This window comes from Allobosea sp. CRIB-10 (assembly GCF_900112185.1).
GTDB lineage: Bacteria > Pseudomonadota > Alphaproteobacteria > Rhizobiales > Beijerinckiaceae > Allobosea.
On sequence record NZ_FOKP01000008.1, the window covers coordinates 12311 to 39267 of the forward strand.

At 67.2% G+C, this 26957-nt stretch carries 27 protein-coding genes; 7 read left to right on the forward strand and 20 right to left on the reverse strand.

All coding sequences use genetic code 11. From position 1 onward, the window contains the following. Positions 1–40 precede the first annotated feature (40 nt). Positions 41–304: a hypothetical protein gene (locus BMZ69_RS12300; RefSeq protein WP_139219043.1), complete on the forward strand. Its 264-nt coding sequence runs from the start codon at positions 41–43 to the stop codon at positions 302–304. On the opposite strand, the gene BMZ69_RS12305 is transcribed toward BMZ69_RS12300, so the two are convergent. The 3 genes from BMZ69_RS12305 to BMZ69_RS12315 form a co-directional block, all read right to left on the reverse strand. Further along, a complete protein-coding gene (locus tag BMZ69_RS12305) occupies positions 291–1877 on the reverse strand; it encodes an ABC transporter substrate-binding protein (RefSeq protein ID WP_092156933.1) in 1587 nt (528 codons plus the stop codon). The two genes, BMZ69_RS12300 and BMZ69_RS12305, sit on opposite strands and share 14 nt — an antisense overlap. Before the next feature lie 119 nt (positions 1878–1996). Then, on the reverse strand, positions 1997–3208 hold the full coding sequence (locus BMZ69_RS12310; protein WP_092156934.1) for a DUF2336 domain-containing protein: 1212 nt from the start codon (positions 3206–3208) through the stop codon (positions 1997–1999). Next, positions 3205–4347 carry a transglycosylase SLT domain-containing protein gene (locus BMZ69_RS12315; RefSeq protein WP_092156935.1) on the reverse strand — a complete coding sequence of 381 codons (1143 nt, stop codon included), beginning with the start codon at positions 4345–4347 and terminating at the stop codon, positions 3205–3207. The genes BMZ69_RS12310 and BMZ69_RS12315 overlap by 4 nt, the downstream gene beginning before the upstream one ends. A 137-nt stretch (positions 4348–4484) precedes the next feature. On the opposite strand from BMZ69_RS12315, the gene BMZ69_RS12320 reads away from it, so the two are divergent. Continuing rightward, positions 4485–4976 carry a MaoC family dehydratase gene (locus tag BMZ69_RS12320; RefSeq protein WP_092156936.1) on the forward strand — a complete coding sequence of 164 codons (492 nt, stop codon included), beginning with the start codon at positions 4485–4487 and terminating at the stop codon, positions 4974–4976. Then, positions 4976–5851, forward strand: coding sequence for an HpcH/HpaI aldolase/citrate lyase family protein (locus BMZ69_RS12325; protein WP_092156937.1), 876 nt, complete (start codon positions 4976–4978; stop codon positions 5849–5851). The genes BMZ69_RS12320 and BMZ69_RS12325 overlap by 1 nt, the downstream gene beginning before the upstream one ends. 8 nt (positions 5852–5859) lie before the next feature. Here the strand turns inward: BMZ69_RS12325 and BMZ69_RS12330 are convergent, their stop codons facing one another. Then, positions 5860–7419 carry an MFS transporter gene (locus BMZ69_RS12330; RefSeq protein ID WP_092156938.1) on the reverse strand — a complete coding sequence of 520 codons (1560 nt, stop codon included), beginning with the start codon at positions 7417–7419 and terminating at the stop codon, positions 5860–5862. 129 nt (positions 7420–7548) lie between these two features. Here BMZ69_RS12330 and BMZ69_RS12335 point away from each other — a divergent pair, with 129 nt between their 5' ends. After that, the gene (locus tag BMZ69_RS12335) at positions 7549–8517 is read left to right on the forward strand and encodes a LysR family transcriptional regulator (RefSeq protein ID WP_092156939.1); all 969 of its coding nucleotides are present in this window, start codon (positions 7549–7551) and stop codon (positions 8515–8517) included. Positions 8518–8539: 22 nt separating this feature from the next. On the opposite strand, the gene BMZ69_RS12340 is transcribed toward BMZ69_RS12335, so the two are convergent. The 3 genes from BMZ69_RS12340 to BMZ69_RS12350 are packed head-to-tail and all read right to left on the reverse strand — an operon-like array spanning position 8540 to position 9911. Continuing rightward, positions 8540–8725 (reverse strand): hypothetical protein, encoded by a 186-nt coding sequence (locus BMZ69_RS12340; RefSeq protein ID WP_092156940.1) that lies wholly within the window; start codon positions 8723–8725, stop codon positions 8540–8542. A gap of 5 nt (positions 8726–8730) precedes the next feature. Beyond that, the gene (locus tag BMZ69_RS12345) at positions 8731–9336 is read right to left on the reverse strand and encodes a flavin reductase family protein (RefSeq protein ID WP_092156941.1); all 606 of its coding nucleotides are present in this window, start codon (positions 9334–9336) and stop codon (positions 8731–8733) included. A gap of 5 nt (positions 9337–9341) precedes the next feature. Next, positions 9342–9911 carry a nitroreductase family protein gene (locus BMZ69_RS12350; protein WP_092156942.1) on the reverse strand — a complete coding sequence of 190 codons (570 nt, stop codon included), beginning with the start codon at positions 9909–9911 and terminating at the stop codon, positions 9342–9344. Between the two features lie 176 nt (positions 9912–10087). On the opposite strand from BMZ69_RS12350, the gene BMZ69_RS12355 reads away from it, so the two are divergent. Then, entirely contained in the window at positions 10088–10969 is an 882-nt protein-coding gene (locus BMZ69_RS12355; protein WP_244543351.1) for a hypothetical protein, read from the forward strand. A 97-nt stretch (positions 10970–11066) separates the two neighbouring features. On the opposite strand, the gene BMZ69_RS12360 is transcribed toward BMZ69_RS12355, so the two are convergent. From BMZ69_RS12360 to gatB, 13 genes are all read right to left on the reverse strand, one after another. Beyond that, positions 11067–11768 (reverse strand): SGNH/GDSL hydrolase family protein, encoded by a 702-nt coding sequence (locus BMZ69_RS12360; RefSeq protein WP_092156943.1) that lies wholly within the window; start codon positions 11766–11768, stop codon positions 11067–11069. 65 nt (positions 11769–11833) lie between these two features. Then, positions 11834–13018 (reverse strand): OpgC family protein, encoded by a 1185-nt coding sequence (locus BMZ69_RS12365; protein ID WP_175506776.1) that lies wholly within the window; start codon positions 13016–13018, stop codon positions 11834–11836. A 258-nt stretch (positions 13019–13276) separates the two neighbouring features. After that, complete coding sequence (gene tatC / locus BMZ69_RS12370; RefSeq protein WP_092156945.1) at positions 13277–14104, reverse strand: twin-arginine translocase subunit TatC; 828 nt, start codon at positions 14102–14104, stop codon at positions 13277–13279. Further along, positions 14101–14655 (reverse strand): Sec-independent protein translocase protein TatB, encoded by a 555-nt coding sequence (gene tatB / locus BMZ69_RS12375; RefSeq protein ID WP_092156946.1) that lies wholly within the window; start codon positions 14653–14655, stop codon positions 14101–14103. Before tatB ends, tatC begins: the two co-directional genes overlap by 4 nt. 99 nt (positions 14656–14754) lie before the next feature. Then, positions 14755–14997, reverse strand: a complete 243-nt coding sequence (locus BMZ69_RS12380) for a twin-arginine translocase TatA/TatE family subunit (protein WP_092156947.1) — start codon at positions 14995–14997, stop codon at positions 14755–14757. Between the two features lie 69 nt (positions 14998–15066). Continuing rightward, positions 15067–16107: an ABC transporter ATP-binding protein gene (locus BMZ69_RS12385; protein ID WP_092157119.1), complete on the reverse strand. Its 1041-nt coding sequence runs from the start codon at positions 16105–16107 to the stop codon at positions 15067–15069. 117 nt (positions 16108–16224) lie between these two features. Then, the gene (gene scpB, locus BMZ69_RS12390; RefSeq protein ID WP_092157120.1) at positions 16225–16911 is read right to left on the reverse strand and encodes an SMC-Scp complex subunit ScpB; all 687 of its coding nucleotides are present in this window, start codon (positions 16909–16911) and stop codon (positions 16225–16227) included. 7 nt (positions 16912–16918) lie between these two features. Further along, positions 16919–17737: a segregation and condensation protein A gene (locus BMZ69_RS12395; protein WP_092156948.1), complete on the reverse strand. Its 819-nt coding sequence runs from the start codon at positions 17735–17737 to the stop codon at positions 16919–16921. A 68-nt stretch (positions 17738–17805) separates the two neighbouring features. After that, a complete protein-coding gene (gene nagZ, locus BMZ69_RS12400; protein WP_092156949.1) occupies positions 17806–18819 on the reverse strand; it encodes a beta-N-acetylhexosaminidase in 1014 nt (337 codons plus the stop codon). Positions 18820–18935: 116 nt separating this feature from the next. After that, a complete protein-coding gene (locus tag BMZ69_RS12405; protein ID WP_092156950.1) occupies positions 18936–19643 on the reverse strand; it encodes a glutathione S-transferase N-terminal domain-containing protein in 708 nt (235 codons plus the stop codon). Between the two features lie 114 nt (positions 19644–19757). Continuing rightward, positions 19758–20243 (reverse strand): GNAT family N-acetyltransferase, encoded by a 486-nt coding sequence (locus tag BMZ69_RS12410; RefSeq protein ID WP_175506777.1) that lies wholly within the window; start codon positions 20241–20243, stop codon positions 19758–19760. A 20-nt stretch (positions 20244–20263) separates the two neighbouring features. Then, the gene (locus BMZ69_RS12415; protein ID WP_175506778.1) at positions 20264–20770 is read right to left on the reverse strand and encodes a GNAT family N-acetyltransferase; all 507 of its coding nucleotides are present in this window, start codon (positions 20768–20770) and stop codon (positions 20264–20266) included. Continuing rightward, complete coding sequence (gene gatB, locus BMZ69_RS12420; RefSeq protein ID WP_092156953.1) at positions 20767–22248, reverse strand: Asp-tRNA(Asn)/Glu-tRNA(Gln) amidotransferase subunit GatB; 1482 nt, start codon at positions 22246–22248, stop codon at positions 20767–20769. The genes BMZ69_RS12415 and gatB overlap by 4 nt, the downstream gene beginning before the upstream one ends. A gap of 251 nt (positions 22249–22499) precedes the next feature. Here gatB and BMZ69_RS12425 point away from each other — a divergent pair, with 251 nt between their 5' ends. Then, complete coding sequence (locus BMZ69_RS12425; protein ID WP_092156954.1) at positions 22500–23633, forward strand: efflux RND transporter periplasmic adaptor subunit; 1134 nt, start codon at positions 22500–22502, stop codon at positions 23631–23633. A gap of 128 nt (positions 23634–23761) precedes the next feature. After that, positions 23762–26947 carry an efflux RND transporter permease subunit gene (locus BMZ69_RS12430; protein ID WP_092156955.1) on the forward strand — a complete coding sequence of 1062 codons (3186 nt, stop codon included), beginning with the start codon at positions 23762–23764 and terminating at the stop codon, positions 26945–26947. Positions 26948–26957: the final 10 nt, after the last annotated feature.

A 26957-nucleotide genomic window follows, 5' to 3' on the forward strand; every position in this document is an offset into this window, starting at 1 on the left:
CCTCGCCCGTCCTCGCAGCAGACCCGCCGAGGACCAGACGATGCGCCCGCCCGCCGCCCCCACCATTGCCATAGTGCCGGCCTTGTATCGGCTGCGCAGCCTCATGGCAGCGCTGGCCGGCTTCGTCGCGGTCCTCGCGCTCGCCCTCCTCGCCGACCAGCTCCTGCGCTCGCTCGGCCTGCCGCCGCCGGCGGCCCAGCTCACACCGGAACTCGGCCGCCAGGCGCTGGCCGCCTGGCTGAGGGCAGGTTGCCTGCTGCTCGGCGGCCTCGTCGCGAGGGCCGCGATCGCTAGACGCGCTTGACGTTCCAGAAGGTCGGGAAGCTCGGCAGCACGCCTTCCAGCTTGCGGCTGAACGCCGTCGGCTGAAAATACTGGCCGAGCGGCGCGTAGGGCACGTCCTCGAAGGCCTGCTTCTGGAGTTCGGCCGCGATTTTCTGCTTCCCAGCAAGGTCTGTCGCCTCCATCCAGGCCTCGCGCAGCGCTTCGATCTTCGGCGCCACCGGCCAGCCCGGCCAGGCGGCCATGCCATTGCCGCGCAGTGAGATGTGGCCGACCGGATCGAGGATGTCGATGCCGTTCCAGCCGGTGAAGAAGCAGTTCCAGCCGCCATTGCCGGGCGGCTCCTTGTTGGCCCGGCGCGTCACGACCGCACCCCAGTCCATCACCTGATAGTCGACATTCATACCGATGCGCTTCAGCATCTCGGCGCCAACCTCGCATTCGGCCTTGAGATTGGCGAGATCGGTGACGCCGAGCAGCACGACCTTCTCGCCCTTGTAGCCGGCCGCCGCCAGCGCCTGCTTGACCTTGGCGATGTCGCGCGGCCCGTTCAGCACCTCCATGCCGGCATCGTTCGCCATCGGGGTGCCCGGCGGGAACAGGCCGACGCCGGTGCGCCACAGCGTCTTGTCGGGGCCGCCCACCGCCTCCATGAACTCGGCCTGGTCGATCGCCATCAGCACGGCGCGGCGGATCGCCGGATTGTCGAAGGGCGGATGCAGATGGTTCATCCGCATGATCGCGATCGAGCCGGTCGTCTCCTTGATCGCGACCTCGAGCTTCGGGTCCTTGGCCAGTAGCGGCAGGATGTCCGGCAAGGGCTGCTCGACCCAGTCGATCTCGCCGCTCTGCAGCGCCGCCGCCGCGGTCGCCGGGTCCGGCAGGGTGTGCCATTCGATCCGCTCGACATGGACGATCTTCGGCCCGGCGGTACGACCCGGCTTGCCGTCGCTGCGCGGGACATAGCCCGCGAACTTCTCATAAACCGACCGGTTGCCGGGCTGGCGCTCGCTCGCAACGAAGCGGAACGGCCCGCTGCCGATCACCTCGGTGATCTGCGTCGTCGCCTCGGTCCTGGCCAGGCGCTCCGGCATGATCACCGGCACCGAGGCCGTCATCTTGGCGAGCGCGTCGGGCAGCAGCGGAAACGGCTTCTTCAGGCGGAAGCGCAGGGTCCTGTCGTCGACAGCGGCGAGCTCATCGGTCTGCGCCATCAGCGTCTGCCCGAACGCATCGCGCTTGCCCCAGCGGTTCAGGCTGGCGACGCAATCCCTGGCCAGCACCGGCGTGCCGTCATGGAATGTGAGGCCTTCGCGCAGCTTGATCGTCCAGCTCTTGCCATCGGCCTCGGCGAGCGCGCCCTCAGCCATCTGCGGCTGCGCCTTGTAGCTCTCGTCCTGCCCGAACAGCGTGTCATAGGCGAGGAAGGCGTGATTGCGGGTGACGGTCGCCGTCGTCCAGATCGGATCGACGACGGCAAGATCGCCCTGCGGCACGAACTTGATCACGTTCTTGTCGGCCCCGCGGCCGATATTGGGTTTGCTGACCGCAAAGGCGGCAGCCGTGCCTGCGATGAAAGCGCGACGTGTCGGCATTTCAAGCTCCCTGGCAACAGGGCGTCGATCCGGGATGGTGAGGCCCTGGCGATACGGCGGCGTCAGGCAACCAGCATGCCAGCAGCCGGTCAAGCCGGCTGCCTGCTCTCCCGGATCGTTCAGGCCGCGTCGCGCAGATCGCCGAGATCGAGCTCGATCAGGAAGTTCGGATCGGCCTCGACCAGCAGCGCCAGGGCTGCATCGTCGGCGAGCGAATCCGCCAGCAGCCGCGCCTCGTCGCGGGCCGCCTCCGCGTCGAGCCGGCGTAGCAGAGCCATCAACGCATTGGCCTGCGGTCCTTCCAGGCCCTCGCAAGCGATCAGCACTTCCGCCAGCAGCGTCCGGTCGATGCCGCCTCCCCGCTTTTCGCTGGGGCCCGCCTGCTTCAGCGCCTCCACGGCTGCGGCGAAGGCCGGCAGCAGGGCCTCGGGCATCGCTGCCTTGCGATAGAGCGCCTTGAGGCCGGCACCGCGCCGGTCCCAGAGCAAGGCGTGCACACGCTTCAGCGGCAAGCCGGCAAGCGCCGCGAAGGCAGCCTCGGCCAAAGCCGGTTCACCGCTCAGCAGCGAACGCAGGATCACGCCCGGCGTCAGTCGGCCGTTCTCGCGCAGGCAATCGACGATCGCCGGGGCATCGCTCACTTCGCCGCCGGCCGCGAGCGCGACCGCCACCCGCTCTGTCGATTCGCGGGCAAGCCGGGCGCTTCGTTCCTCGGTGAGCCAGCCGCAGCCGGAGACGAAGGCGGCAAGCGCGTCGGAAACCTTGGCCGCGATCGCCTGGCGCAAGCCCGCCGGCAGATCGTCGCGCGCCAGCATCGCCTCGCGCACGGCGCCGGAGCGGCCTTCGCGCTCGAAGATGCGCTCCAGCGAGAAATCCGGAATCTCCGCCGTCGGATTGGCGAGCAAGGCGACCAGCGCCTCCTCGACGCCGACCTCGGCGAGCGCGGCGCAGATGCCGGGCGACAGCCAGGGCCGCTGCGCGATCGCGCGCTGGGCGAGGTCATCGCCGATCGCCGCGGCATCGACCAGATCGGCCTCGGTCAGCACCGGCGACTGCGCCAGCAGCAGCGCCGCAATATCGCTCTGCTCGGCGATCAGCCCAAGCACGAGATTGCGCGGCGCCTGCGGCGCGGCCGCGAGCTCTTCGGCGAGCGCCCGGCGCACCAGGGGCGAAGGATCCTCCACCAGTGCGATCAGCGCCGTCTCGGCTTCTCGCCTGTCCTCCGGCGACATCGCCGAGCGCAGATAGGCCCCCGCCAGCGCGGCGGCGCCTTGCGCCCGCGCCTCGGCCGGGGCGGTGCGGGCCCAGAGCAGGAAGCGTCGTACGATCATCCGCGCCTCCCATGGGTCATGAACTGGCTGAGATCGAGTGGTCCGCGCCGCGCCTTGCGCGTGGCGACCGTCTCGCCGGAGGCCGTCTGCGTATCCGTGATCGAAAGATCGCGCGGCCGCGACGGCGGCAGCGGCGCGTTGACGGTCGCAGCGGCGGCGCTGGTCGAGCCGCCCGTGCTTTCGGTCTTGGCGGTCTTGCCGGAGGACGACGCCTCGCTTTCGCTCGCCGACGAGCCGACACGCGGGAAATAGCGTGTCGCCGGGTCATCGTCCGCATTGCGGGAGGCACCGCCGCTGCGCGGCGTGGTCCAGAGATTGGCGACTGCCTTCGAGACCGGCGCGCGCGGCCCTTCGGTCGAGAACAGGCCGATCAGCCCCTTGGCCCGGCCTGGCGCCAGCGCGGCGGCGATCGGCACGGCCGCCGGCTCTGCCGCATAGGCCGCAGCGGTCGTCGTCGCCCCGGTTGGCCGGGCCTGCGCCAGCATGGCGCCGGTCGTTGCGGCCACCTGCGTATTGGCGTGGCTCGCGGCGAGCAGGTCATAGACCTCCTGGGCGCTGCGGGCCCGGCCGGCCTTGTCGTAGAAGATCGAGCGGTTCGCGGCGGCGGCATCCGGGAAATCGCGGGCGGCAGCGCGGGTCGGATCGTTCGCGGCGGTGCGGATCAGGTCGGACGCACCACGCGCGCCCAGCACATGCGCCATATAGAGCTCGCCGGCCTGCGGCTGGCGCCCGAGCGCCTGGCCGAGCTGCTCGGCATTCTTCTGCGTCAGCGCGCCGGCCATCACAGTCGCGACATGTGGATCGGTCCGCAATTGCAGGATCTTCTCGCGCAGCGCCGGGTCAGCCACCGTGAGTCGCCCGCTACCGTCCTCGCTGATGGCGCCGGCATAGTTCGCCAGACCCTGTTTCGGCCCCTCCTGGCGCATCATCGACAACCAGGTCTGCTCGATGAACTGGAACAGCCCGGTCGCGCTGGAGGTGCGCGCCTTCGCATCCGGTTCGAGCGCGGATTCGCGTTGCGCCGTCTTGAGGAGATAGTCGAAGCCGATGCCGGTCTTGTCCGCGCCTTCCTTGATCGCGCTGACGACAGGATTGGCGGGCGTTGTCTCACGGGTGCTCGGCGTGCTGAAAAGAAACATTGGGTCACTCGGGCCGCTGCCGTTCCAGGCGGACCGGAGCACCCGCAGAGACTGGACCGGTTATGGTAAGCGAACCGTTAAAACGGCCGTTTGCCGGACCCGACCCGAAACCGAAAAAGAGCCACAGGAGCAAGACGATGGCGGAAGCGGCGCGGCATAAGCGGGGCGGGCTCTACTTCGAGGATTTCGAGATCGGCTCCTCGATCGAACATCGGCTGACCCGCACGGTGACGCAGATGGACAACATGCTGTTCTCCAACATGACGCTGAATCCGCAGCCCCTGCACATCGACGCGCATTTCTGCGCGACCGAGACCGAATGGGGCAAGCCGCTGATGAACTCGCTGTTCACGCTCGGGCTGATGATCGGCATCTCCGTCAACGACACCACGGTCGGCACCACCATCGGCAATCTCGGCATGACCGACGTTACCTTCCCCGCCCCCCTCTTCGAGGGCGACACGGTGAACTGCGTCACCGAGATCGTCGCCAAGCGCGAATCGAAGTCGCGGCCGGATGCCGGCATCGTCGACTTCCATCACCGCGCCTTTAAGCAGGACGGCACCTTGGTGGCGCAGTGCCGCCGCCAGGCCTTCATGAAGAAGCGCCCGGTCGGAGGGCAGGCCTGATGCGCTCGCTCCTCTTCGTTCCCGGCGACAACCAGAAGAAGCTGCAGAAGGGCCTGGAGAGCGGCGCCGACGCGCTGATCCTCGACCTCGAGGACTCCGTCGCGCTCGACGCCAAGCCGGCGGCGCGCGAGCTCGCCCGCGATTTCCTCACGGACGTCACCGCCCGCGCAAAGCGCCCGCGCCTGATCGTGCGCGTCAACGCGCTGACCACCGGCATGACCGAGGCTGACCTCGACGTCGTCATGCAGGGCGGTCCCGACGCGATCATGCTGCCGAAATCCGAAGGCGGCCCGGATCTCAGCCATCTCGCCGCCCATATCGCCGTGCGAGAAGCTGAATGCGATCTGCCCGACGGCGCGACCAAGATCATCGCCATCGCCACCGAGACCGGCAAGGGCATCTTCGGCCTCGGGAGCTATGCCGGTGCCAGCCACCGCCTCTCCGGTCTCACCTGGGGGGCGGAGGACCTCTCGGCCGATCTCGGCGCCGAGACCAACCGGCTGGAGAGCGGCAGCTACACCGATCCCTACAGGATAGCCCGCTCGCTCCTGCTTTTTGCAGCTTCAGCCGCGCAGGTCGACGCGATCGACACCGTCTTCACCGCCTTCCGCGACGAATCGGCCTTGCGCGCCGAATGCCTCGCCGCGCGCCGCGACGGCTTCACCGGCAAGATGGCGATCCACCCGGCGCAGGTGCCTGTCATCAACGAGGTCTTCTCGCCCTCGCCCGAATCGCTCGCCCGGGCCGAGGCGATCATCAAGCTCTTCGACGAGAACCCCGGCCTCGGCGTGATCGGACTCGACGGCGAAATGCTCGACCGCCCGCATCTGATGCGCGCCCGCCGCTTGAAGGCACGCGCGCAGAAGCCTGGCTGACCTCGGCCTCAGGCATCGGACTCGGCGCAGGCGGCCACGGTGCCGGCCTGCGCCGGGCGCTTGATGCCCCCGAAGATCAGGAAACTGATCGCGGCTAGGATACCGGCGCTGATGCCGCCATAGAGCATCACCCAGCCGAAGCCCTGCACCAGCGCCGCATGCACGCCAGCACCGGACGGATCGTGCTGCGCCAGCGCCGGATAGGTCTCGCGCAGCGAACCGAGATTCCCCGCGGCGATCGAGGAGGCCAGTGCTTGAAGCTGCAGTCGATCGAAGGCGGTCGCAATGTCGCCCGGCAACGACCATATGATGCCTTCGACCAAAATCAGCCCCATCACCGCGATGTTGATCGCAAGCGCGATCAGCCGCGCACTGATGTCGATGCCTGAGGCCATGCCCGCGCGATCGCTCGGAACCGATCCCGTGGTCGTATTGGTCACGGCCGGATTGGTCAGGCCAAGGCCGATCCCGGACAGCAACGCGCCGGGCAGCAGCGTCATCCAGCTCGCCTCGGCAAGGCTGCTGCCGAACCACATCGCGATGAAGCCGGCGCCCATTGCAAGCATGCCCATGGGAATGGCGACCTGCGGGCCATGACGCCGCAGCAAATGGTCGGACACGGGCGGCATCAACATGAACGGCACTGTGTAGGCCAGCAGCAGCAGCCCGGCTGCCTCGCTCCCAAGGCCGAGCCCGCTCTGAAAGTAGATCGGCAGATAGATGATGAACGGCCAGTAGCTGAAATTCATGCCGATGCAGCCGATGATCGCGCCGCTGAAGCGGCGGATCCGGAACACCGAGAAGTCGAACATCGGCTGCGCCGCGCGCTTCTCCACTATGAGGAAGGCAACGAAGCTGGCGAAAGCCAGGCCGGCAAGGCCGAGCGCCCTGGCAGCGCCGAGCTCGGCCCCCTGCGTGATCACATAGGCAAAGCCGAAGACCGCCAGGGTCAGGGTGACGATGCCGGCGACGTCGAGCGTCTTGGCCTGCGGATCCCGCGATTCGCAGATACCGATCGCAGCCGGCGCCAGTGCCAGGACGGTCAGCGGGACATGGACCAGGAAGACCCATTGCCAGCCTGCCAGGCTCGCGATCAGGCCGCCGATCACCGGGCCGAAGCCGAGCCCGACCCCGGTGACGACGCCCCAGATGGTGAAGGCCCTGCCCCGCTCGCGCCCCTCCGGGAACTGATGAGAGATGATGGCGACGGCGCAGGTGAGCATGGCGCCGCCGGCCATGCCCTGCAGGAACCGGCCGGCGATCAGGATCGCGGCGTTCGGCGCCAGCCCGCAGATCAGCGACGTCACGCCGAAGGACGCGGTCGTCGCGACGAAGAGGCGCTTGCGGCCATAGCGGTCCGCCAGCGTTCCCGTCGCCATCAGCACCGCCGTGCAGGCGATGGTGTAGGCGTTCATGATCCATTGCAGTGCCTTGAAATCGGCCGGCAGCACCGCTTCCAGCGTTGGCAGGATGACCGGCACGCTGGAGATTTCGAGGCCGAACATCAACGTCGCCAGACAGGCGCCGGCCAAAGCCAAGGCATTTCGTGAGGATGGAGAGATCGCCATGACGAGACCTTTCGGGTTCGATCCGCATCGCTCGGGATCGAGGAAGGCCTCTCGTCTAGGGAGAGCTTCGGCATGATAGAAATGATTTAATTTCGCAGTTTTCAGTTCCTATGATAATAAATCTGGATCATGGATTTTGCTCCCGAGCTGTTGCGCGCGCTCGTCGCCGTCGCCGAGGCCGGCGGGTTCACCCGCGCGGCGGAGCGCTTGCACCTGACGCAATCGGCGGTCAGCCATCAAATCCGCCGGCTGGAGGACCAGATCGGTACGCCGCTCTTCGTCCGGACTACGCGCAAGCTGGCGCTGACCGAGGACGGCGAGGAGTTCCTGCACCATGCCAGGCAGATCTTGCAGGCCCATGCCGCCCTGAGCCGGCGCTTCCAGGCGTCCTCGCTCGCAGGCTCGGTTCGTTTCGGCGTGCCGGAGAACTTCCTCGGCGATGAGCTCCCGCATTTGCTGAGCCGCTTCGCCCGCACCTTCTCGGCCGTGCGCCTGGAGGCCTCGGTCAGCGTCTGCCAGGATTTCAGCGCCAGGATCGAGAGCGGCGAGCTCGACCTCGCCGTGGCGATGCGCCGGGCCGGCGAAACCGGCGGGGCCGTGCTGCGCCGATCGCGCTATGTCTGGGCCGCGGCCGAGGACTTTGCGGTTCCGCCGGGCTCGTCGCTGCCGCTGGCGCTGTCAAACCCGCCCTGCCTCTGCCGTACGGTCGCCGTCGAGGCGCTGGCCGGCTCCAACGTCGAATGGCATATCGGCTTCACCTCGGCCAATCTGCACGGGCTGCGGGCGGCGATGCTAGCAGGGCTCGGCGCCTCGATCATCGCCGATGACGAGGTCGAGCCGGGCATGAAGGTTCTTGCGCCGAGCTATGGCATGCCGCCGCTGCCCGATCTGGAGTTCGCGCTGATCTGGTCCGCCGGCGGCAAGACGCCATGCGCGCGCGAGCTCGGCCGGCTGATCGCCGACGCGGCGAGGAGCTTTGGCGGGCCCGTGATCCATAGGTCGACACGGCTCAAGGCGATCACTGACAATCCGGTTCAGCCGAAGGGGCACTCACCGATTCTGCCGATTCAGTTTTTCCCGCCCCTTGATGGGACGTGACGAGCGACCTCAGGAACAGCCCTCACCTGATCTGCCGGCAGTGATGCCGCGCCGCGCTCGCCAGGCACTCCTGCGCCTTCCTGGCGGCGTCGAGTTCGCGCAGCAGCCAGAACCCTGCCCCGACCATCACCAGCACGGCGATGATCGCGAGCAGGTTCACGGTCATGCGCCATTGCTCGTCCGGCTCCTCGTCCCGGGGCCGGACCATGGCCTTCAGCCTCCGGCCGGACGGGTGATCGAGAACAACTCCGTGACCTCGGCGTAATCGCTATAGCCGCAACGTGCGATCGGGTTGGCCTTGGCCGTATCGAACCTACCGTCATGGACGAAGGTTTCGTCGATATAAGTCGCGACGACCTGACCGATGACCATCCAGCGCGGCACGTCGTTGCCGTCGAGGTCCCGAAGCTGCTGGATCGAGAGCAGCTTGCATTCGAGTGCGGCGGGACTTGCTGCCACCCGCGGCGGCTTGACGATGCGGGACGGCGCCATCTCCAGCCCGGCATGAGCGTATTCGCTTGTCCCCCGCGGCAGCGGCGCCGAGGTCAGGTTCATCTGCTGGTCGAGCGCCTTGGTGACCAGGCTGCAGGTGAACTCGCCGGTCTCCTCGATGAAGGCGACGGCATCCTTCTTGTTCTCGGAGGAAAACATCACGATGTTCGGCCGCGACGAGATCGCGTTGAAGAAGCTGTAGGGCGAGAGATTGACCTCGCCCTTGGCGTTGACCGCGCTGATCCAGCCGATCGGCCGGGGCGTCACGATCGCCTTGAACGGATCGTGCCGGAAGTCGAGATCGCGCCCCTCATCGGTGTAATACATCGCGCTCACCCCTCGAACCGGCTGACGATGGCGGAAAGGTCGGGCCGCTCGCGGTCGGCCGGGCGGCCATCGGCCTTGCCGAGATGGACGAAGCCGGCGATGCGCTCGTCCGGCGCCAGCCCGAAGGCATCGAGCACCTTGCGATCGAAGGCGAACCAGTTGGTCAGCCAGGAGCCGTTGAAGCCGAGCGCCTCGGCCGCGATCAGCATGTTCATGCAGACCGCACCGGCCGAGAGCTCCTGCTCCCATTCCGGGATCTTCTCGTGCTTGCGGGCGCGCGAGACGACGGCGATCACCAGCGGAGCGTGGAGCAGACGCTTGCGCTCGAACGCGACCTTCTCCTCGTCGGCCTGCGGGTTGCGCTCCTTGAAGACGGCTTCGACGATCTGCGCCGCCCTCTCCTTGGCCGCCCCGGAGAAGACGACGAAGCGCCAGGGTGCGAGCTTGCCATGATCAGGGACGCGCGCCGCCACGGTCAGAATCTCGCGCAGTTGCGCGTCGTCAGGGCCAGGGGCGGAGAGAAATTGCGGTGGTACCGAGCGACGGAGCTTGAGCAGGGAGAGCGTGTCGGTCATGAACGATCCGGAAGATGGCGCGGCCGCGGGATGATGTTCCCCAGTTAAGGTTTCGCCATGATGAGGACAAGCGAACCTGCTCCTTCCCCGGTGCAAGGACGATGACGGCGCAGCGCATGTTTCAACGCGACGAGTTCAAGGTTTCGATGGCGCTTCCCGTCACGGCAGCGCGCGCGATGGTGGCAGCACTGTTTATGTCCTTGTCGGTCTCGGGCCTCGCCATCGCCCAGACACCCGGTGCGGCGCCGTCGTCGACGACGCCCGGCCCCCTCCTGCCACCCCTCGCAGCGCCGACGGCACGCCCCGGCCAAGCCATGCTCTCGCTGAGCGCCCAGTTTTCTGGCAACCGCAAGCCGATTCGCTCCGGACTGGTCTGGCGCGTGCTGACCGAATCCGCCGACGGCTCGCCGCCCAAGATCGTCGCGCGCTCGAACGAGGCCGAGCCCAGCTTCGTGCTCGATCCCGGCGTCTACCTGCTGCACGCCGCCTATGGCTTCGCCAGCGCGACCAAGCGCGTCACGCTCGGCGCGCAGGGGCTGAGCGACCGGCTCAGCGTCAGCGCCGGCGCACTCTCGCTCGCCGGCTCGATCGGCGAGACGCCGATCGCACCGGCCCAGCTCAACTTCTCGATCTTCGTGCCGCTGCAGGGCAATTCGGAGGGGCGCCTCGTCGCCTCCAACGTCAAGTCCGGCGAGTTGATCCGGTTGCCCGAGGGAACCTATCACATCGTCTCGACCTATGGTGATTCGAACGCCATCCAGCGCTCCGACGTCCGGGTCGAATCCGGCCAGGTCACCCAGGCGACGCTGCATCACCGCGCCGCGCAGGTGACCTTGAAGCTGGTCGCCGGACCGGGCGGCGAGGCTTTCGCCGGCACCGCCTTCAGCGTGCTCACACCGGGCGGCGACGTCATCCGCGAGGCGATCGGCGCCTTCCCGCAAGTGATCCTGGCAGAGGGCGACTATGTGTTGATCGCCCGACAGGAAGGCCAGGTCTTCTCGCGCGACTTCAAGGTCGAAGCCGGACGCGACCGCGACATCGAAGTGATCGCGCGCTGAGACGATCGTCGTCGCGAGCGCAGCGAAGCGATCCAGAAGGGCTCGCTCGAGGTCCCTCTGGATTTCGCCGCTACGCTCCTTGCAATGTCGGCAAGTCTCAATTCGTCGGCTTGCCGGGCTCGCGCCCCTCGCCGAGCTCCGCGACGATGCCGTCGGCAAGACGAATGCCGAGGCAGCGATAGCCGGCTTCGACCACCTGGAGCCCGTCCATGCCGACGATCTCCTCCTCGCTGAACTGCTTCGAGCCCGACCAGCTCTTCATCATGCCATAGCGCGGGAAGATCGGAACTCCGCTCTCGCTCGCCGTCTTCGCCAGCACCGCGCGGTAATCGTCGTATTTGGGGTAGCGCCCTTCGCGCGGCAGCCAGGGCATGTCCATCAAGACGAGATCGATCCCGGCCTCGTGCAGCTTGTGGGTGCCCTTGCGCAGGATCTTCGCCAGCTTCTCTTCGCCGATGTCGCGAATGGCGTCGTTCACCCCCGTCTGCCAAATCACCAGAGACGGCTTCTCGGGGATGACCTCGGCCTCGAGCCGCAGATACATCTCATAGGCCGATTGGCCGCCGACGCCGAGATTGAGCACCTTGATCTCACGCCCAGGCAGGCGCCGGCGCAATTCGGCTTCGAGAACGGCAGGGTAGCTGCGGTCGGGATCGCTCGCACCGGTTCCGGCAGTGCTCGATGAACCGAGCGCGACAATGGTGAGCCGGTTGGTTTCGGTCAGGGCACGTTTCGATGCCGGCAGCGGCGGCTTGAAGGGATGCTGGGCCGAGCTGACGCGGCAGCGTCCCTCGTTCATCGGCGCAAGCGATCGTGGCCCCGCCTCAGCCGGCAAGGCCGACGCCAGAAGCAAGAGAGCAGCGCTCAGACCGTAGCGGCCTGCTCGCGCGGGGCGCTGGCGGCGCGTGCCGTGAGCGTCTTGTACCACGAGAGAAATGTTCCTAGCCCGAGCAGGATGGTAATCCCGCCCAACGTCACGAGCAACTGGACCCAAAGGGTGAAGGAGGTCTCCGCAAGGATGATCTGCCCGGCGATCGCCAGGACGATACCCGCGCAGAACACTTCGAGCGAATGCCGCCCTAGCGCAGCGAGCCGCCGGCCGGCCAGTCCGCTCAGCATGGCCGCATCGGACCGCACGAAGCGCAGCACCAGCCAGGCCAGCGCCGCCAGATGCGCGACGCGCGGCCAGGCAAGATTGGTCTTGTCGGTGCCGATCTGCAGGCTGTCGATCCAGTCGTTCATAAAGGCGATGCCGAACGGATTGCCCGAGGACAGCTTCACCATCGCGGCGAACAGCAAGACGGCCCCCGCCGCGATATCGAGCAGGCGCAGCTTCGGCATGCTCGCCCCGACGAGACCGAGGCGGCCGATGACGACGCCGAGCGTGAACAGCAACTGCCAGGCGAAGGGGTTGAAGAACCAGCCCCCCTCGCCCGGATGGTTGGGCAGGTTAAGGCCGAGATGGGTCGCGCCCTGCCAGATCGCGACCGAGATCGCGAGCGCCGCGAGCGGGCTCGTCCGGGCGGTGACGTAGATCAGTGGAAAGGCCGCCAACAGCACGATGTAGAGCGGCAGGACGTCGAGATAATAGGGCTGGTAGATCAGTCCCAGCGCATTGACGATCGCCGCCGGCGTGTCGCTGAAGAAGGGCTGGATGTTGATCGCCTCGACATAGAGCGCGTTCTGGGTGCGCACCACCGCCGTCGCGACGATGCCGCAGACCAACACGAACAGCGCCAGATGCGCGATGTAGAGCGTCCAGATCCGAGCGCCGACCTTGAGCGAGCCGACGAAGAGCCCGCGCTGGTCGATCAGCCTGCCATAGGCGAAGGCGGCCGAGATGCCGGCCAGCAGCACGAAGACGTCGGCGGCGTCGGAGAAGCCGTAATTGTGCGGCATCGCGGCCGAGACGATGTTGCCCGGCATGTGGTTGACGAAGATGACGAGCAGGATCAGGCCGCGGATCACGTCGATGCGCAGGTCGCGGCCGGGCGAAGCCGCTTCGCGGGGCCCCTTTCCGAACAGCATCAGGCGCCAGAATCCGCTCACGTCACCACCGCATCCACCTGCACGGCCTGTGAGGCGGCCGCACATTCGTTCATCTACCGTTCATCTTAACATTGTGTTGCGAGCAAGGCTCCGCAGCAGCGGATCACAAGCCTGTGCGCCAACGTGAAGGACGAGCTTGGGTTCGGCGGTAGCGGGCGCCCGCAGCGCCGCGATCCGTCATTGGCTTCAACGGCCTTTAGCGGATCGCATCACTATTGAACGGGCGATGGCATGTCCTGGGCGAGCGGCGGAGCTGCGCTAGGCGCTTGCATCCTCGGCCGCCTTCGCGGCGTCGCGCTTCTTCTCGACCCGGCGCACTGAGAACACCGAAAGCTCGTAGAGCAGCAGCATCGGGATCGCGAGCATGAGCTGCGAGATCACGTCGGGCGGGGTCAGCACCGCAGCGACGACGAAGACGAAGACGATGGCGTAGCGGCGCTTGTCCCTCAGGAACTGGGCATCGATGATTCCCGCCTGGCCGAGCAGGGTCAGGATCACCGGCAGCTGGAAGGAGATGCCGAAGGCGAAGATCAGCGTCATGATCAGCGAGAGATACTCGCTGACCTTGGGCAGGAGGGCGATGCCGGCCTGCCCGTCCGTCGCCGCCTGCTGCATGCCGATCGAGAACTTCATCAGCACCGGCATGGCGAAAAAGAACACCATCGCCGCACCGAGCAGGAAGAAGATCGGCGTCGCCGCCAAATACGGCGCGAAGGCCTGGCGCTCGTTCTTATAGAGACCGGGCGCGACGAATTTGTAGATCTGCGTCGCGATCACCGGGAAGGCAAAGAAGCCGGCGCCGAAAGCCGCGATCTTGATCTGGGTGAAGAGGTACTCCAGCGGCGCGGTGTAGATGAGCTGAACGTTTGCGCCCGGGCCCGCGGCCCAGATATAGGGCTGGACCAAGATGTTGTAGATCTGCGTCGCGAAAGCAAAGCAGATGAAGAACATGATCAGGAAGGCGATGAGCGACTTGATCAGCCGCGAACGCAATTCGATCAGGTGGTCGATCAGCGGCGCGCGTGAGGCCTCGATCTCGTCCTCGCCATCGCGCTTCGGCTCGGTGTTCGCTTCGACGACGCTCATGCCGTCTCTCCGCCCTCGACCTCGGCCGCCTTGGCCTTGCGCTTGCGGACGGGCTTGGCCGGCGGCTCCTCGGCGGGAACAGCCTCAGCGGCCACGACAGGCTCTTCGGTCGCGACGGTCTTGCGGCGACGCTTCGGCTTTGTGTCCGCATCAGGCTCGGCGACAGGCGCCGGCTCGATGCTGACGGGGGCCGGCAACTCGGGTGCCGGCAGCGCAGCGAGCGTCGCCTCGACGTCCCTGATCGCCTTGTCGTCGGCCGCGGCCGGCTTCGAGGCGTCGGCGGCGCCGAAATCCTTCATCGGCTCGATCGGATCGAAATTGGTCGAGGCCTGGATCGAGTTACCGATGTCGTCGACCTGCTTCTTCAGGTCGGTGAGTTCGGCCTCGCGCATCGCGTCGTTGAACTGGCCCTGGAACTCGGAGGCCATGCGGCGAATCTTGCCGATCGCCTGCCCAGCCGTGCGCAGCGCCCCGGGCAAGTCCTTGGGGCCGATCACGATGAGCGCGACGCCCCCGATCAGCAGCATTTCGCTCCAGGCGATGTCGAACATCGACGGCCGGTCCTTTAGGAAATCCTGTGCGGCGCCCGGAAGGCGCCGGAAACGGAGCCGATCAGGCTTCTCCCGATCAGCAAATCCGCTCCTGTGAGATCAGGCCTTGGTCTCGGCCTTGGCCGGCTGCGGGTTCGCGGTCTGGGCCACCCCGTCGATCACTTTGGGATCAGCCGGCTGCTGGGCGGCCGGCGGCGGGGTCTCGTCCTCGGCCATGCCCTTCTTGAACGACTTGATGCCCTTGGCGACGTCGCCCATCAGTTCGGACACCTTGCCGCGGCCGAACAGCAGCATGACGATGACGCCGACGACGATCCAGTGCCAGATGCTGACGCCACCCATGGCGGTACTCCTCCGAAATTGAACGCGCGGCCCGACTTGTCCCGAGGGGCCAGATGCTTGTGCCGGAAACTAGGTGTCCCCTACAGGGAACACAAGGACTTCGTCCATCGTAATATCGATACCGACATCCTCGCCCTCGGCGACGAAATCCCGCCGCGTCGGCAAGCGCGCCATCAGCGGCTTGTCGATGCCATCGACCGCGAGCTCGATATGGTCGACCTCGCCGAGGAAACGCCGCGTCACCACCCGCGCCGGCAGGCAGAACCCTTTCGGAACCAGCCTGATCGCCTGGGGGCGGATAGCGAGCACCGCGGCTCCGTCCGGCAGGCCCGGCGCCGGAAAGCGGCCAAGCGGCGTATCGACCTCGCCGTTGCGCACGACCGTCTCGATCTCGGTAAGATCGCAAAAAAATCGGGCGGCAAAGAGGCTGGCGGGCTTGCGGTAGAGCTCCTCGCCCGTTCCGGCCTGGACGATCCGTCCCTGCCGCATCAGCACGATCCGGTCGGCGACGCGCATCGCATCCTCAGGATCATGCGTCACGATGATCGAAGTCGCGCCGATCTCCTGCAGCAGCGCCATCGTCTCGTCGCGCACTGCGTCGCGCAGGCGGCGATCGAGATTGGAGAAGGGCTCGTCCATCAGGAGCACGCCTGGACGCGGCGCCACTGCGCGCGCCAGGGCCACACGCTGCTGCTCGCCGCCGGAAAGCATGTGCGGATAGGCCTCGGCGAGGTCGGCGAGGCCGACGCGGGCGATGGCGCGCAGCGCCGTCGCGTCGGCTTCGGCATTGCCATAGCCGCGCAGGCCAAAGCGGACATTCTCGCGCACCGAAAGATGCGGGAAGAGCGCGTAATCCTGGAAGACGAGGCCGACCCCCCTCGCCTCCGGCTCGACGAAGTGAGCCGGCGAGGAGACGTCGCGCCCTTCGAGCAGGACATGCCCGGAACTCGGCCGCTCAACCCCGGCGGCAAGGCGTAGCAGCGTCGTCTTGCCGCAGCCGGAATGGCCGAGCAAAGCGACGATCTCGCCCGGCGCGACGCTGAGCGAGACATTGTCGAGTGCCGTCACCGCACCGAATCGCTGGGTGACGCCGTCGAAGCCGAGCGCCATCGGGATCGCGGCGCCGGCTGTGCCGCGCCGTCCCCACCCCAGCCAGCGCATCCTGCTTTCGGTCCGAGCCAAGTCGTTCTCCTGCCGGCCCGCCGGGCTCAATCTCCCTGCGCTGTGCTAGCTGGCGTCGCCGTCGTCAAGCGGCGTGAACAGGTCGCCGAGCGGGTCCTCGTCGTCCCGCAGGCCCGGATCGTCGTCGGGCACCGGCACGGTGAGGTCCTTGGCGAGGCGCCCCTCGATGAAACCGGCGCCCTTCAATTCCTCCAGCCCCGGCAGATCGTCGATGCGGTCGAGCCCGAAATGGTCGAGGAAGGCCGGCGTCGTGCCGAAGGTCACCGGCCGCCCCGGCGAGCGTCGCCGGCCGCGCAAGCGCACCCAGCCCGCTTCGAGCAGGATGTCGAGCGTGCCCTTGGCAGTGGCGACGCCGCGGATCTCCTCGATCTCGGCCCGCGTCACCGGCTGGTGATAGGCGATGATGGCGAGCGTCTCCAGCGCGGCGCGCGAGAGCTTGCGCGGCGGCTCGGCTTCGGGCGCGAGCAAATAGGCCAGATCAGGCGCGGTGCGGAAGGCATAGCCGCCGGCGACGCGCTGCAGCGTCACCCCGCGCAGGGCGTAGGTCTGCTGCAATTCGGCGATGACCCGCTCGATCGGCACATTCGCGGGGACCGATTTCGCGAGGTCCTCGGCCAAAAGCGGCTGCACCGAGGCAAACAGCAACGCCTCGACGATGCGGCAGGCGCGCGCCAGCGCCTCGTCGGTATCCCAATCCTCCTCGTCCTCGCGTTCGGCTTCAGCGACGGCCATCAGCGCCTCACAGGCCGAGCGTCGGCGGCCGCGCCGAGCGGCGCCGGACATAAAGCGGCGAGAAGGCACCATCCTGGCGCAGGTCGAGCAGGCCCTCGCGCACCATCTCCAGCATGGCCGAGAGCGAGGAGGCCCGGACCGTTGCGCTCATCGTCTCGACGGGCAGGCCATGGCTGCTCATATAGCGGGTGAGATAGCCGTCGATCGCGGTCCATTCGCCGGCCTCCCCGACCAGCCGCGCCAAAGCCTCGCGCGCCTCGGCCAGCGACAGCACCTGGCGCTGGCCGACGCTCATCGGCTGGCGGATGCGCTTCTGGCGCTGCTGCGCATAGGCGGCCAGGAGGTCATAGAGTTCGGCCTCCCAGACCGGCCGCGCCTCGGAAGCGATCACCTCCGGTTCGCCGCGGGCGAAGACGTCGCGGCCGAGCCGTTCACGGGTGGCGAGCCTCTGTGCCGCCGCGCGGATCGTCTCCAGCCGCTTCAGGCGCAGCGCCAGCGCGGTGGCGAGATCGGCCGCACTCGGCTCCTCGCCCTTGGGCGGCTCCGGCAGCAGCATGCGCGACTTGAGGTAGGCAAGCCACGCCGCCATCACCAGATAGTCGGCGGCGAGTTCGAGCCGCAGCGCCCGCGCCGTTTCGATGAAGGAGAGATATTGCTCGGCCAGCGCCAGGATCGAGATGCGGGCGAGATCGACCTTCTGGCGCCGCGCGAGATCGAGCAGCAGATCGAGCGGCCCTTCATAACCGTCGACGTCGATCACGAGCGAGGGTTCGCCGGACGCGCGTTCCGGCGTGCCGTCCTCCTGGAATGGCAGCTCAGCGGCCATCGATGGCCAATTCCCCATGACGTGCCCCGCCGGATCGGCGGAGCCACAACCCCGGGCAGAGAATCAGCCTAACCGCCGCCCAAAGCAAGGGCGCTGGCAAGCTGCGCGCGGGTGCTGTCCACATCGAGCGGCTCGGGCTCATGCCGGATCCGCGCCAGCGCCATCGCGGCGCGGCGGGCGCGCTGGCCGGTCATCTCCGGAACGGTGCCGGCGATCGCGACCATCTCCTCCATGACGCCATGGCAGTGCAGCACCACGTCGACGCCGGCGCGGACCGCCGCCTTGGCCTTCTCCTCGAACGAACCTGAGAGCGCCTTCATGGAGATGTCGTCGGTCATGATCAGCCCGTCATAGCCGAGCTCGCCACGCATGATCTCTCTGACAATCTTCCGCGAGATCGTCGCCGGCCGGCGCTTGTCGAGCGCGGTGAAGACGACATGCGCCGTCATCGCCAGCGGCATGTCGGCGAGATGCCGGAACGGACGGAAATCATGGGCGCGCAACTCGTCGAGGCTGGCTTCGACCACCGGCAGGTCGTGATGGCTGTCGGCCTTGGCGCGCCCATGACCAGGCATGTGCTTGATCACCGGCAGCACACCGCCGGCCAAGAGCCCCTCGGCCGCCGCGCGGCCGAGCGTCGCCACCATGGCGGGATCGCGGGCATAGGCGCGGTTGCCGATCACGTCATGGCTGCCGGCGACGGGAACGTCGAGCACCGGCAGGCAGTCGACATCGATGCCGACGCTTTTGAGATCATGCGCCATCAGGCGCGCCGAGAGCCGGACGATCTCGCGCTGCTGCACGGGGTCGTTGATGGCGAGGAAGGCGAGCGCCGGCGGATAGGGCGGCCAGTGCGGCGGGCCCATGCGCTGCACCCGCCCGCCCTCCTGGTCGATCAGGATCGGCGCCTGCCAGCCGACACAATCGCGCATCTGCGCCGTCAGCGCAGCCACTTGCGCCGGATCCTGCGTATTCCGCTTGAACAGGATGAAGCCCCAGGGCCGCGCGTCGCGGAAGAAGGCCCGCTCGTCGGGGGAGAGGCTCGTGCCGAGGCAACCGGCGATGAAGGCGCGCGAGATCATGCGGTGGTTATCGCCGATTCGGCGGCGATGAGCATTGCTTACCCGTCATTGCGGGCTCGCCCTCTCCGCCATGCAAGCCCTTGTGAGGAGAATGACCGCAGCGCTCGTTCAGCCGCTCAACGCGCCTTCTGGCCGAACAGGACTGCCTTTTCCTCCGGCGTCGAGATGCCGGCCGGGTTGCGCAGCTCCTCGGCAACCTTGAGGCCGCGCTGCACGGCGGGCCGCGCCAGCATCGTCTCGAGCCAGCGCCCGACATTGGGAAACTGCTTGATGTCCTGGCCCTGGCGCTCCCAGCCGCGGGCCCAGCCGACGCAGGCCATGTCGGCGATCGAATAGTCGTCGCAGATATAGTCGCGGCCTTCGAGGCGCCGGTTCAGCACGCCGTAGAGGCGGTTCGCCTCGTTGGTGTAGCGGTCGATCGCGTAGGGCACCTTCTCGGGCGCATAGATGCGGAAGTGATGGGTCTGGCCGAGCATCGGGCCGAAGCCGCCCATCTGCCAGAACAGCCATTCATCGACGGCGACACGGCCGCGCTCGTCCTTCGGGTAGAACTTTCCGGTCTTGCGGCCGAGGTATTGCAGGATCGCGCCGGATTCGAAGACCGAGATCGGCTTGCCGTCCGGCCCCTCGGGATCGACGATCGCCGGCATGCGGTTGTTCGGCGAGATCGCCAGGAACTCCGGCTTGAACTGGTCGCCCTTGCCGATGTTCACGGGAATCACATTGTAGGGCAGCCCGGTTTCCTCGAGCATGATGGTGATCTTCCAGCCGTTCGGCGTCGGCCAGTAATGGAGATCGATCGGCTTGCCCTGCACTGCTGCCATTGTCCCAGTCCTCGCGGGTTGTTGCGGGTCGCCCGGACATCTAGGTCTCGACCGGCGCTCCTGTAAGAACCTGGCCTGCGCGCCCGGCGCGGGCGCGGCATGCGGGCCGCGCCGTCACAGCTCGAGCTTGAAGCCCTCATGGCTCTGGTCGAAGCCGAGGCGGCGATAGAAGCGATGCGCCGCCTCGCGCGCCTTGTTCGAGGTGAGCTCGACCAGACCGGCGCCGTTCTTTCGGGCGAAGTCGACCGCATGGGCGACCATTGCTTCGCCAATGCGCCGGCCGCGCAGGGCCGGATCGACATGGACGCTTTCGAGCTTGGCACGCTTGCGGCCGCGATTGATCAGGCCAGGGATCAACGTGACCTGCAGCGTGCCGACCACCTCACCGTCGAGCTCGGCGACAAAGAGCGTGTTGTATGGGCTGGCAGCGACCTCGTCGAAGGCATCGAGATAGGACGGATGAGCTGCCTCCTGCGCGATCTCGGCATCGCTGCGGGTCTGCGTGGCGGATCCCTGCATGATCAGCCAGGCGATGCGTGCGGCATCGTCGCGGCGAGCCTCGCGCATGGTGACGCCGGAAAGAGCGGCGGTCTTGGTCATCGTCATCTCCGTGGAAGCTGTCAGATCATCACCAGGCGCTTGGCCATGATCAGCGTATTAGGCGTGTCCTCGCGCCCGTCGAAGCGGGCCTGGCGCTGCAGGAAGAAGCCCATGCGCTCGTAGAAGGCGATCGCGAGCTCGTTCTGACTCTCGACCTCCAGCCGCGCCACCGGAGCGTCCGGAAAGCAGGCGAGCGCGACCTGCAGGAGCGTGCGCCCGATGCCCGCGCCCTGCCGGGCCGGCGAGACATAGAGCCGCGTCAGCATCGCTGCCCGGTCGGGCTCGCGGCGGGCCGAGGCGGTGCCGACGATCTCCTCGCCCAACAGAGCGATCAGAAACACGCCGCTGTCGCGGCCGAGCTGGGCATTCAGCGCGTCGAGCGAATGCCAGGCATTGGTGATCTCGGCGACGCGGCGCCAGCCATAGATGCCGTCATAGGTGTCGTGCCAGGTCTCGACCAAAAGCGAGCGGACCGCCGGCAAATCGGCGGCGAGCGCATCGCGGATAATCAAGTCCTTCTGCGTCACTCGATGCCTAATTTCTTCTTCAGGATCTCGTTCAGCGCCTGCGGGTTGGCCTTGCCGCCCGAGGCCTTCATCGCCTGGCCGACGAACCAGCCCAGCATGGTCGGCTTCGCCTTGACCTGCTCGACCTTGTCCGGGTTGGCGGCGATGATCTCGTCGACCGCCTTCTCGATCGCGCCGGTGTCGGTGACCTGCTTCATGCCGCGGGCCTCGACGATCTCGCGCGGATCGCCACCCTCGGACCAGAGGATCTCGAACAGGTCCTTGGCGATCTTGCCGGAGATCACGCCCTCGCCGATCAGGTCGACGAGGCCACCGAGCTGCGCCGCCGAGACCGGCGAGGCCGAGACGTCCTTGCCTTCCTTGTTCAGGCGGCCGAAGAGCTCGTTGATCACCCAGTTGGCAGCAGCCTTGCCGTCGCGGCCTTTCGCCACGGCCTCGAAGTAGTCGGCCTGGTCGCGCTCGGCGACGAGCACCGAGGCGTCATAGGGCGAGAGCCCGTATTCGGCGATGAAGCGAGCCTTCTTGGCGTCGGGCAGCTCGGGCAGATGCGCCTTCAGCTCGGCGATGAAGGCGTCGTCGAATTCGAGCGGCAGCAGGTCCGGATCGGGGAAATAGCGATAGTCGTGCGCTTCTTCCTTGGAGCGCAGCGATCGGGTCTCGCCCTTGCCGGGATCGTAGAGCCGGGTTTCCTGGTCGATCGTGCCGCCATCCTCGAGGATGCCGATCTGGCGGCGGGCCTCGACCTCGATCGCCTGGCCGATGAAGCGGATCGAGTTGACGTTCTTGATCTCGCAGCGCGTACCGAAGGGCGCGCCCGGCTTGCGCACGGAGACGTTGACGTCGGCGCGCAGATTGCCCTTCTCCATGTCGCCGTCGCAGGAGCCGATATAGCGCAGGATGGTGCGCAGCTTGGAGACATAGGCCTTGGCCTCGTCGGCCGAGCGCAGATCCGGCTTGGAGACGATCTCCATCAGCGCCACACCAGAGCGGTTGAGGTCGACGAAGCTCATGGTCGGATGCTGGTCGTGCATCGACTTGCCCGCATCCTGCTCCAGATGCAGACGCTCGATGCCGACGGTGATCTGCTCGGTCGGCGACAGGTCGACCGCGATCTCGCCCTCGCCGACGACGGGGTGCTTGTACTGGCTGATCTGGTAGCCCTGCGGCAGGTCGGGATAGAAATAGTTCTTGCGGTCGAAGACCGAGCGCTTGTTGATCTGGGCGTTGAGGCCGAGCCCGGTGCGGACCGCCTGGCGAACGCATTCCTCGTTGATCACCGGCAGCATGCCCGGCATCGCCGCGTCGACAAGGCTGACATGGGCGTTCGGCTCGCCGCCGAAAGCGGTCGATGAGCCCGAGAACAGCTTGGCGTTCGAGGTGACCTGCGCATGGATCTCGAGGCCGATCACGATTTCCCAGTCGCCGGTCGCACCCTTGATCAACTTCTTCGGGTCGGCGGGACGGACATGCGCATTCATGAGACGACTTCCATGCGGTGTTGGCTGCTGACGCTTGCGCGCGCGTCCCTCAGGTAGAGCTTCGGCCCGCCGCCAGCAAGCACCTGTTCACGGTCGGCTCACGTGGTCTTGCGGCGACAATGAGCCGCCAGCGTGAAAATTACGCCGAAATGTCGAGTGAAGAAACTTGACAATCGTCAGTCTGATGGAGTTGTTGCGCTTTGGCCGGAAACCGTGAAGGTTGCGCCGCGCCCGCTTTTTCGGAGTTTCACATGATCCGCCGCTCCAGCCGGGCCCTCGCAGCCCTGGCGGTCCTGCTTCCGGCCCTGTCCGCCGAGGCTCTTGCGCAAGGTGCGCCGCCGGCCCCGCCGGTCACCGTCGCGACCCCGCTCGCCAAGCGCGTCACCAACTGGGACGAGTTCACCGGCCGCTTCGAGGCCAGCGACCAGGTCGAGGTCCGCGCCCGCGTCTCCGGCTTCCTCGATTCGGTGCATTTCCGCGACGGCGACCTGGTCAAGTCGGGCGACTTGCTGTTCACCATCGACCAGCGGCCCTACAAGCTCGCCGTCGATGCCGCGCGGGCCGAGGTGGCGCGCGCCAAGGCGCAGGTCGACCTCAACCAGAACGAGGTCGAGCGCGCCGAGGCGCTGACGCAGAACCGCACCATCACCGCCCGCGACATCGACCAGCGCCGCGCCAACCTCAACGGTGCGATCGCCAGCCAGCAGGCGGCCGAGGCCAATCTGAAGACAGCCGAGCTCAACCTCGAATGGACGCAGGTACGCGCGCCGCTGGCCGGCCGCGTCTCGAACCGACGCGTCGACCAGGGCAACCTGATCGCCGGCGGCCAGTCTGGCGCGACGCTGCTGACCACCATCGTGGCGGTCGATCCGATCAAGTTCGTCTTCGACGCTTCCGAGGCCGACTATCTTCGCTATTCGCAGTCGCAGGATCTGCGCAAGCCCGGCACGCCGGTTCGCGTGCGGCTTTCGAGCGAAACCAAATGGGACCGCGAAGGCAAGATCGACTTCGTCGACAACGCGCTGAACGCCCGCTCGGCAACGATCCGCACTCGCGCCGTCTTCCCGAATCCGGACGGCCTGTTGACGCCTGGCACCTTCGGGCGGCTGCGGCTGTTCGCCGGCGAAGCCGATGCCCTGCTGGTGCCGGACTCGGTGATCGTCTCCGACCAGGCCAACAAGATCGTGCTCACGGTCGGCGCTGAGAACAAGGTCGTGCCGAAGCCGGTTCAGCTCGGCGCGATCAGCGACGGGCTGCGTGTCATCACCAAGGGGCTCGAGCCGGGCGACAAGGTGATCGTGACGGGCATCGCCAACCCGATGGTGCGCCCGGGCGTCGCGGTGACGCCGCAGCCGACCGAGATCAAGGCCGCCGCCGCCAACTGACGGCCTGACGGCCGCATCGAGAGCGGACGGCATCCTCTGTCCGCCCTGCCCAGCCTTCGTGTTCGCCGCAACTCCAGGAAAACGGGTCCTCCACTTTTCCTGGAATTGCTTACGGCCAGGACCATCGCATGTTCCGCTTCGCCCATTTCTTCATCGACCGGCCGATCTTCGCGACCGTGCTCTCGGTGCTGCTGACGATCGCCGGCGCCATCACGCTGCGCACGCTGCCGATCGCTGAGTATCCCGAGATCGCCCCGCCGACCGTCACGATCACCGCGAACTATCCGGGCGCCTCGGCCGAGGTCGTCGCCTCGACGGTGGCGGCGCCGATCGAGCAGGAGGTCAACGGCGTCGACGACATGCTCTACATCTCGTCGCAGTCGACCGGCGACGGGCGCGTGACGATCAACGTGGTCTTCAAGGCCGGCACCGATGTCGACCAGGCCCAGGTGCTGGTGCAGAACCGCGTCTCGGCCGCCGAGCCGCGCCTGCCGCAGGAGGTGCGCGCGCTCGGCCTGCAGGTCCGCAAGGCCTCGCCGGACTTCCTGATGGTCATCCACATGCTGTCGCCGGACGGCTCGCGCGACCAGCAATACGTCTCGAACTACACGACACTCAACGTCAAGGACGTGCTGACCCGCGTCGAGGGCGTCGGCGACGTGCAGGTCTTCGGCGCGCGCGACTATTCGATGCGTGTCTGGCTCGATCCGGCCAAGGTCGCGGCCCGCAACCTGACCGCCGGCGACGTCGTCGCTGCGATCCGCGCCGCCAACATCCAGGTCGCAGCGGGCGCGATCAACCAGCCGCCGGCGACGTCGGACGGCGCCTTCCAGCTCTCGGTCAACACGCTCGGCCGCCTGACCAGCATCGACGAATTCTACAACATCGTCGTCCGCTCCGACGCCGATGGCGGCACGATCCGCGTGCGTGACATCGCCCGCGTCGAGCTCGGCGCGCAGGACTATCTCTCGAACTCCTATCTCGACAACAAGGAAGCCGTCGCGATCGGCGTGTTCCAGCGCCCCGGCACGAATGCGCTCGCGGCCTCCGACGCACTCATCCGGACGATGAAGACGCTGTCGGCAAACTTCCCGGCCGGCGTCGAATACACCATCGTCTACAACCCGACCGAGTTCATCCGGGAATCGGTCTCGGCCGTGGTGACGACGCTGTTCGAGGCGGTGGTGCTCGTCGTGATCGTCGTGATCCTGTTCCTGCAGACCTGGCGCGCCGCGATCATCCCGATCATCGCGATCCCGGTCTCGCTGGTCGGCACCTTCCTGGTGATGAGCGCGGTCGGCATCTCCTTCAACACGATCTCGCTGCTGGCGCTGGTGCTGGCGATCGGCATCGTCGTCGACGACGCGATCGTCGTTGTCGAGAACGTCGAGCGCTATCTGGCGCAAGGCATGAGCGCCGTGGACGCGGCCCACAAGACCATGGACGAGGTCGGCGGCGCCCTGCTCGCGATCGCGCTGGTCCTCTGCGCCGTGTTCATCCCGACCGCCTTCATCACCGGCCTGCAAGGCACGTTCTACCAGCAGTTCGCGGTGACGATCGCAGCCTCCACGGCGATCTCCTGCTTCGTCTCGCTGACGCTGTCGCCGGCCCTTGCCGCGATCCTGCTGAAGCCGCATAGCCATGATGAGCCGAAAGGCTTTCTTGCGGTTCTGAGCGCGCCGCTGCGCTGGTTCTTCAAGTATTTCAACAAGGGCTTCGACTGGCTCTCGCGCGCCTACGGCGCTGTGACCTCGCGCCTGATCCGCTTCGGCGTCATCATGCTGCTGGTCTATGCCGCGCTGATCGCCGTTGCTGGCCAGCGCCTCGCCGCCATCCCGACCGGCCTCGTCCCGCAGCTCGACCGCGGCTACTTCATCGCCGTGTTCCAGCTGCCGCCGGGCTCGTCGCTGCCGCGAACCGACGCGGTCATCCGCAAGGCGACCGATATCCTGCTGTCGCGGCCGGGCGTCGCCCATGCCGTCGCCTTCGCCGGCCTCGACGGCGCGACCTTCACGCTCGCGCCCAATGCCGGCGTCGCCTTCGTCACGCTCTCCGACTTCCGGGAGCGCGCCAAGGCCGGTCTCACCACCCAGGCCATCCTGAACGATCTGCGCACCCAGCTGTTCGGGATCGGCGAGGCGTTCGCGCTGATCATCGAGCCGCCAGCGGTTCCGGGCATCGGCAGCGGCGGCGGTCTCAAGGGCTATGTCCAGGATCGTGGCGGACGCGGGCTGCCCGCACTGGAAGCCGCGACCTGGGCGGTGGCCGGAACGGCCGGCCAGACAGCGGGCATCCAGCAGCCCTTCACGCTGTTCTCGACCAGGACGCCGCAGGTCTACGCCGATATCGACCGGACCAAGGCCGAAATGCTCGGTGTGCCCGTGACCCGCATTTTCGAGACGCTGTCGGTCTATATGGGCTCGGCCTATGTCAACGACTTCAACATCCTCGGCCGCACCTTCCGCGTCACGGCCCAGGCCGACAACCCCAACCGGCTCGACATCCGCGACGTCGCCGATCTGAAGACGCGCAATGCCGACGGCGAGATGGTGCCGATCGGCTCGGTCGCGACCTTCTCCGACACGACCGGCGCCTATCGCGTGCCGCGCTACAATCTCTATCCGGCGGCCGAAGTGCAGCTGTCGATGGCGCGCGGCTACTCGACCGGCCAGGGCATCGCGGCGGTGGAGAAGATCGCGAGCCAGGTCCTGCCGGCCGGGTTCGGCTTCGAATGGACCGAGATCGCGCTGCAGGAAAAGCTCGCCGGCAATACCGCGATCATCGCCTTCGGCCTCGCCGTCGTCTTCGTCTTCCTGCTGCTGGCGGCGCTGTACGAAAGCTGGACCCTGCCGCTGGCGGTCATCCTGATCGTGCCGATGTGTATCCTCGCGGCCATGGTCGGCGTCGACTACCAGAACTTCGACCGCAACGTGCTGGTCGACATCGGCCTGGTCGTGCTCGTCGGCCTCGCAGCGAAGAACGCGATCCTGATCGTCGAATTCGCCAAGCAGGCCGAGGACGAGGGTATGAGCCGGCGCGATGCGGCGATCGCCGCGGCCAGGACCCGGCTGCGGCCGATCCTGATGACCTCGCTCGCCTTCATCCTCGGCGTGCTGCCGCTGACGATCTCGATCGGCGCCGGCGCCGAGATGCGCCAGGTGCTCGGCGTTGCGGTGTTCTCCGGCATGATCGGCGTGACCTTGTTCGGCTTGCTGTTCACACCGGTGTTCTACGTCGTGGTGCGCTGGCTCGCCTCGCTCGGCAGCAAGAAGAAGCCGGCCGAGCCGAAGCAGGCGACGCCGCAGGCACACTGACGGGGCAGAG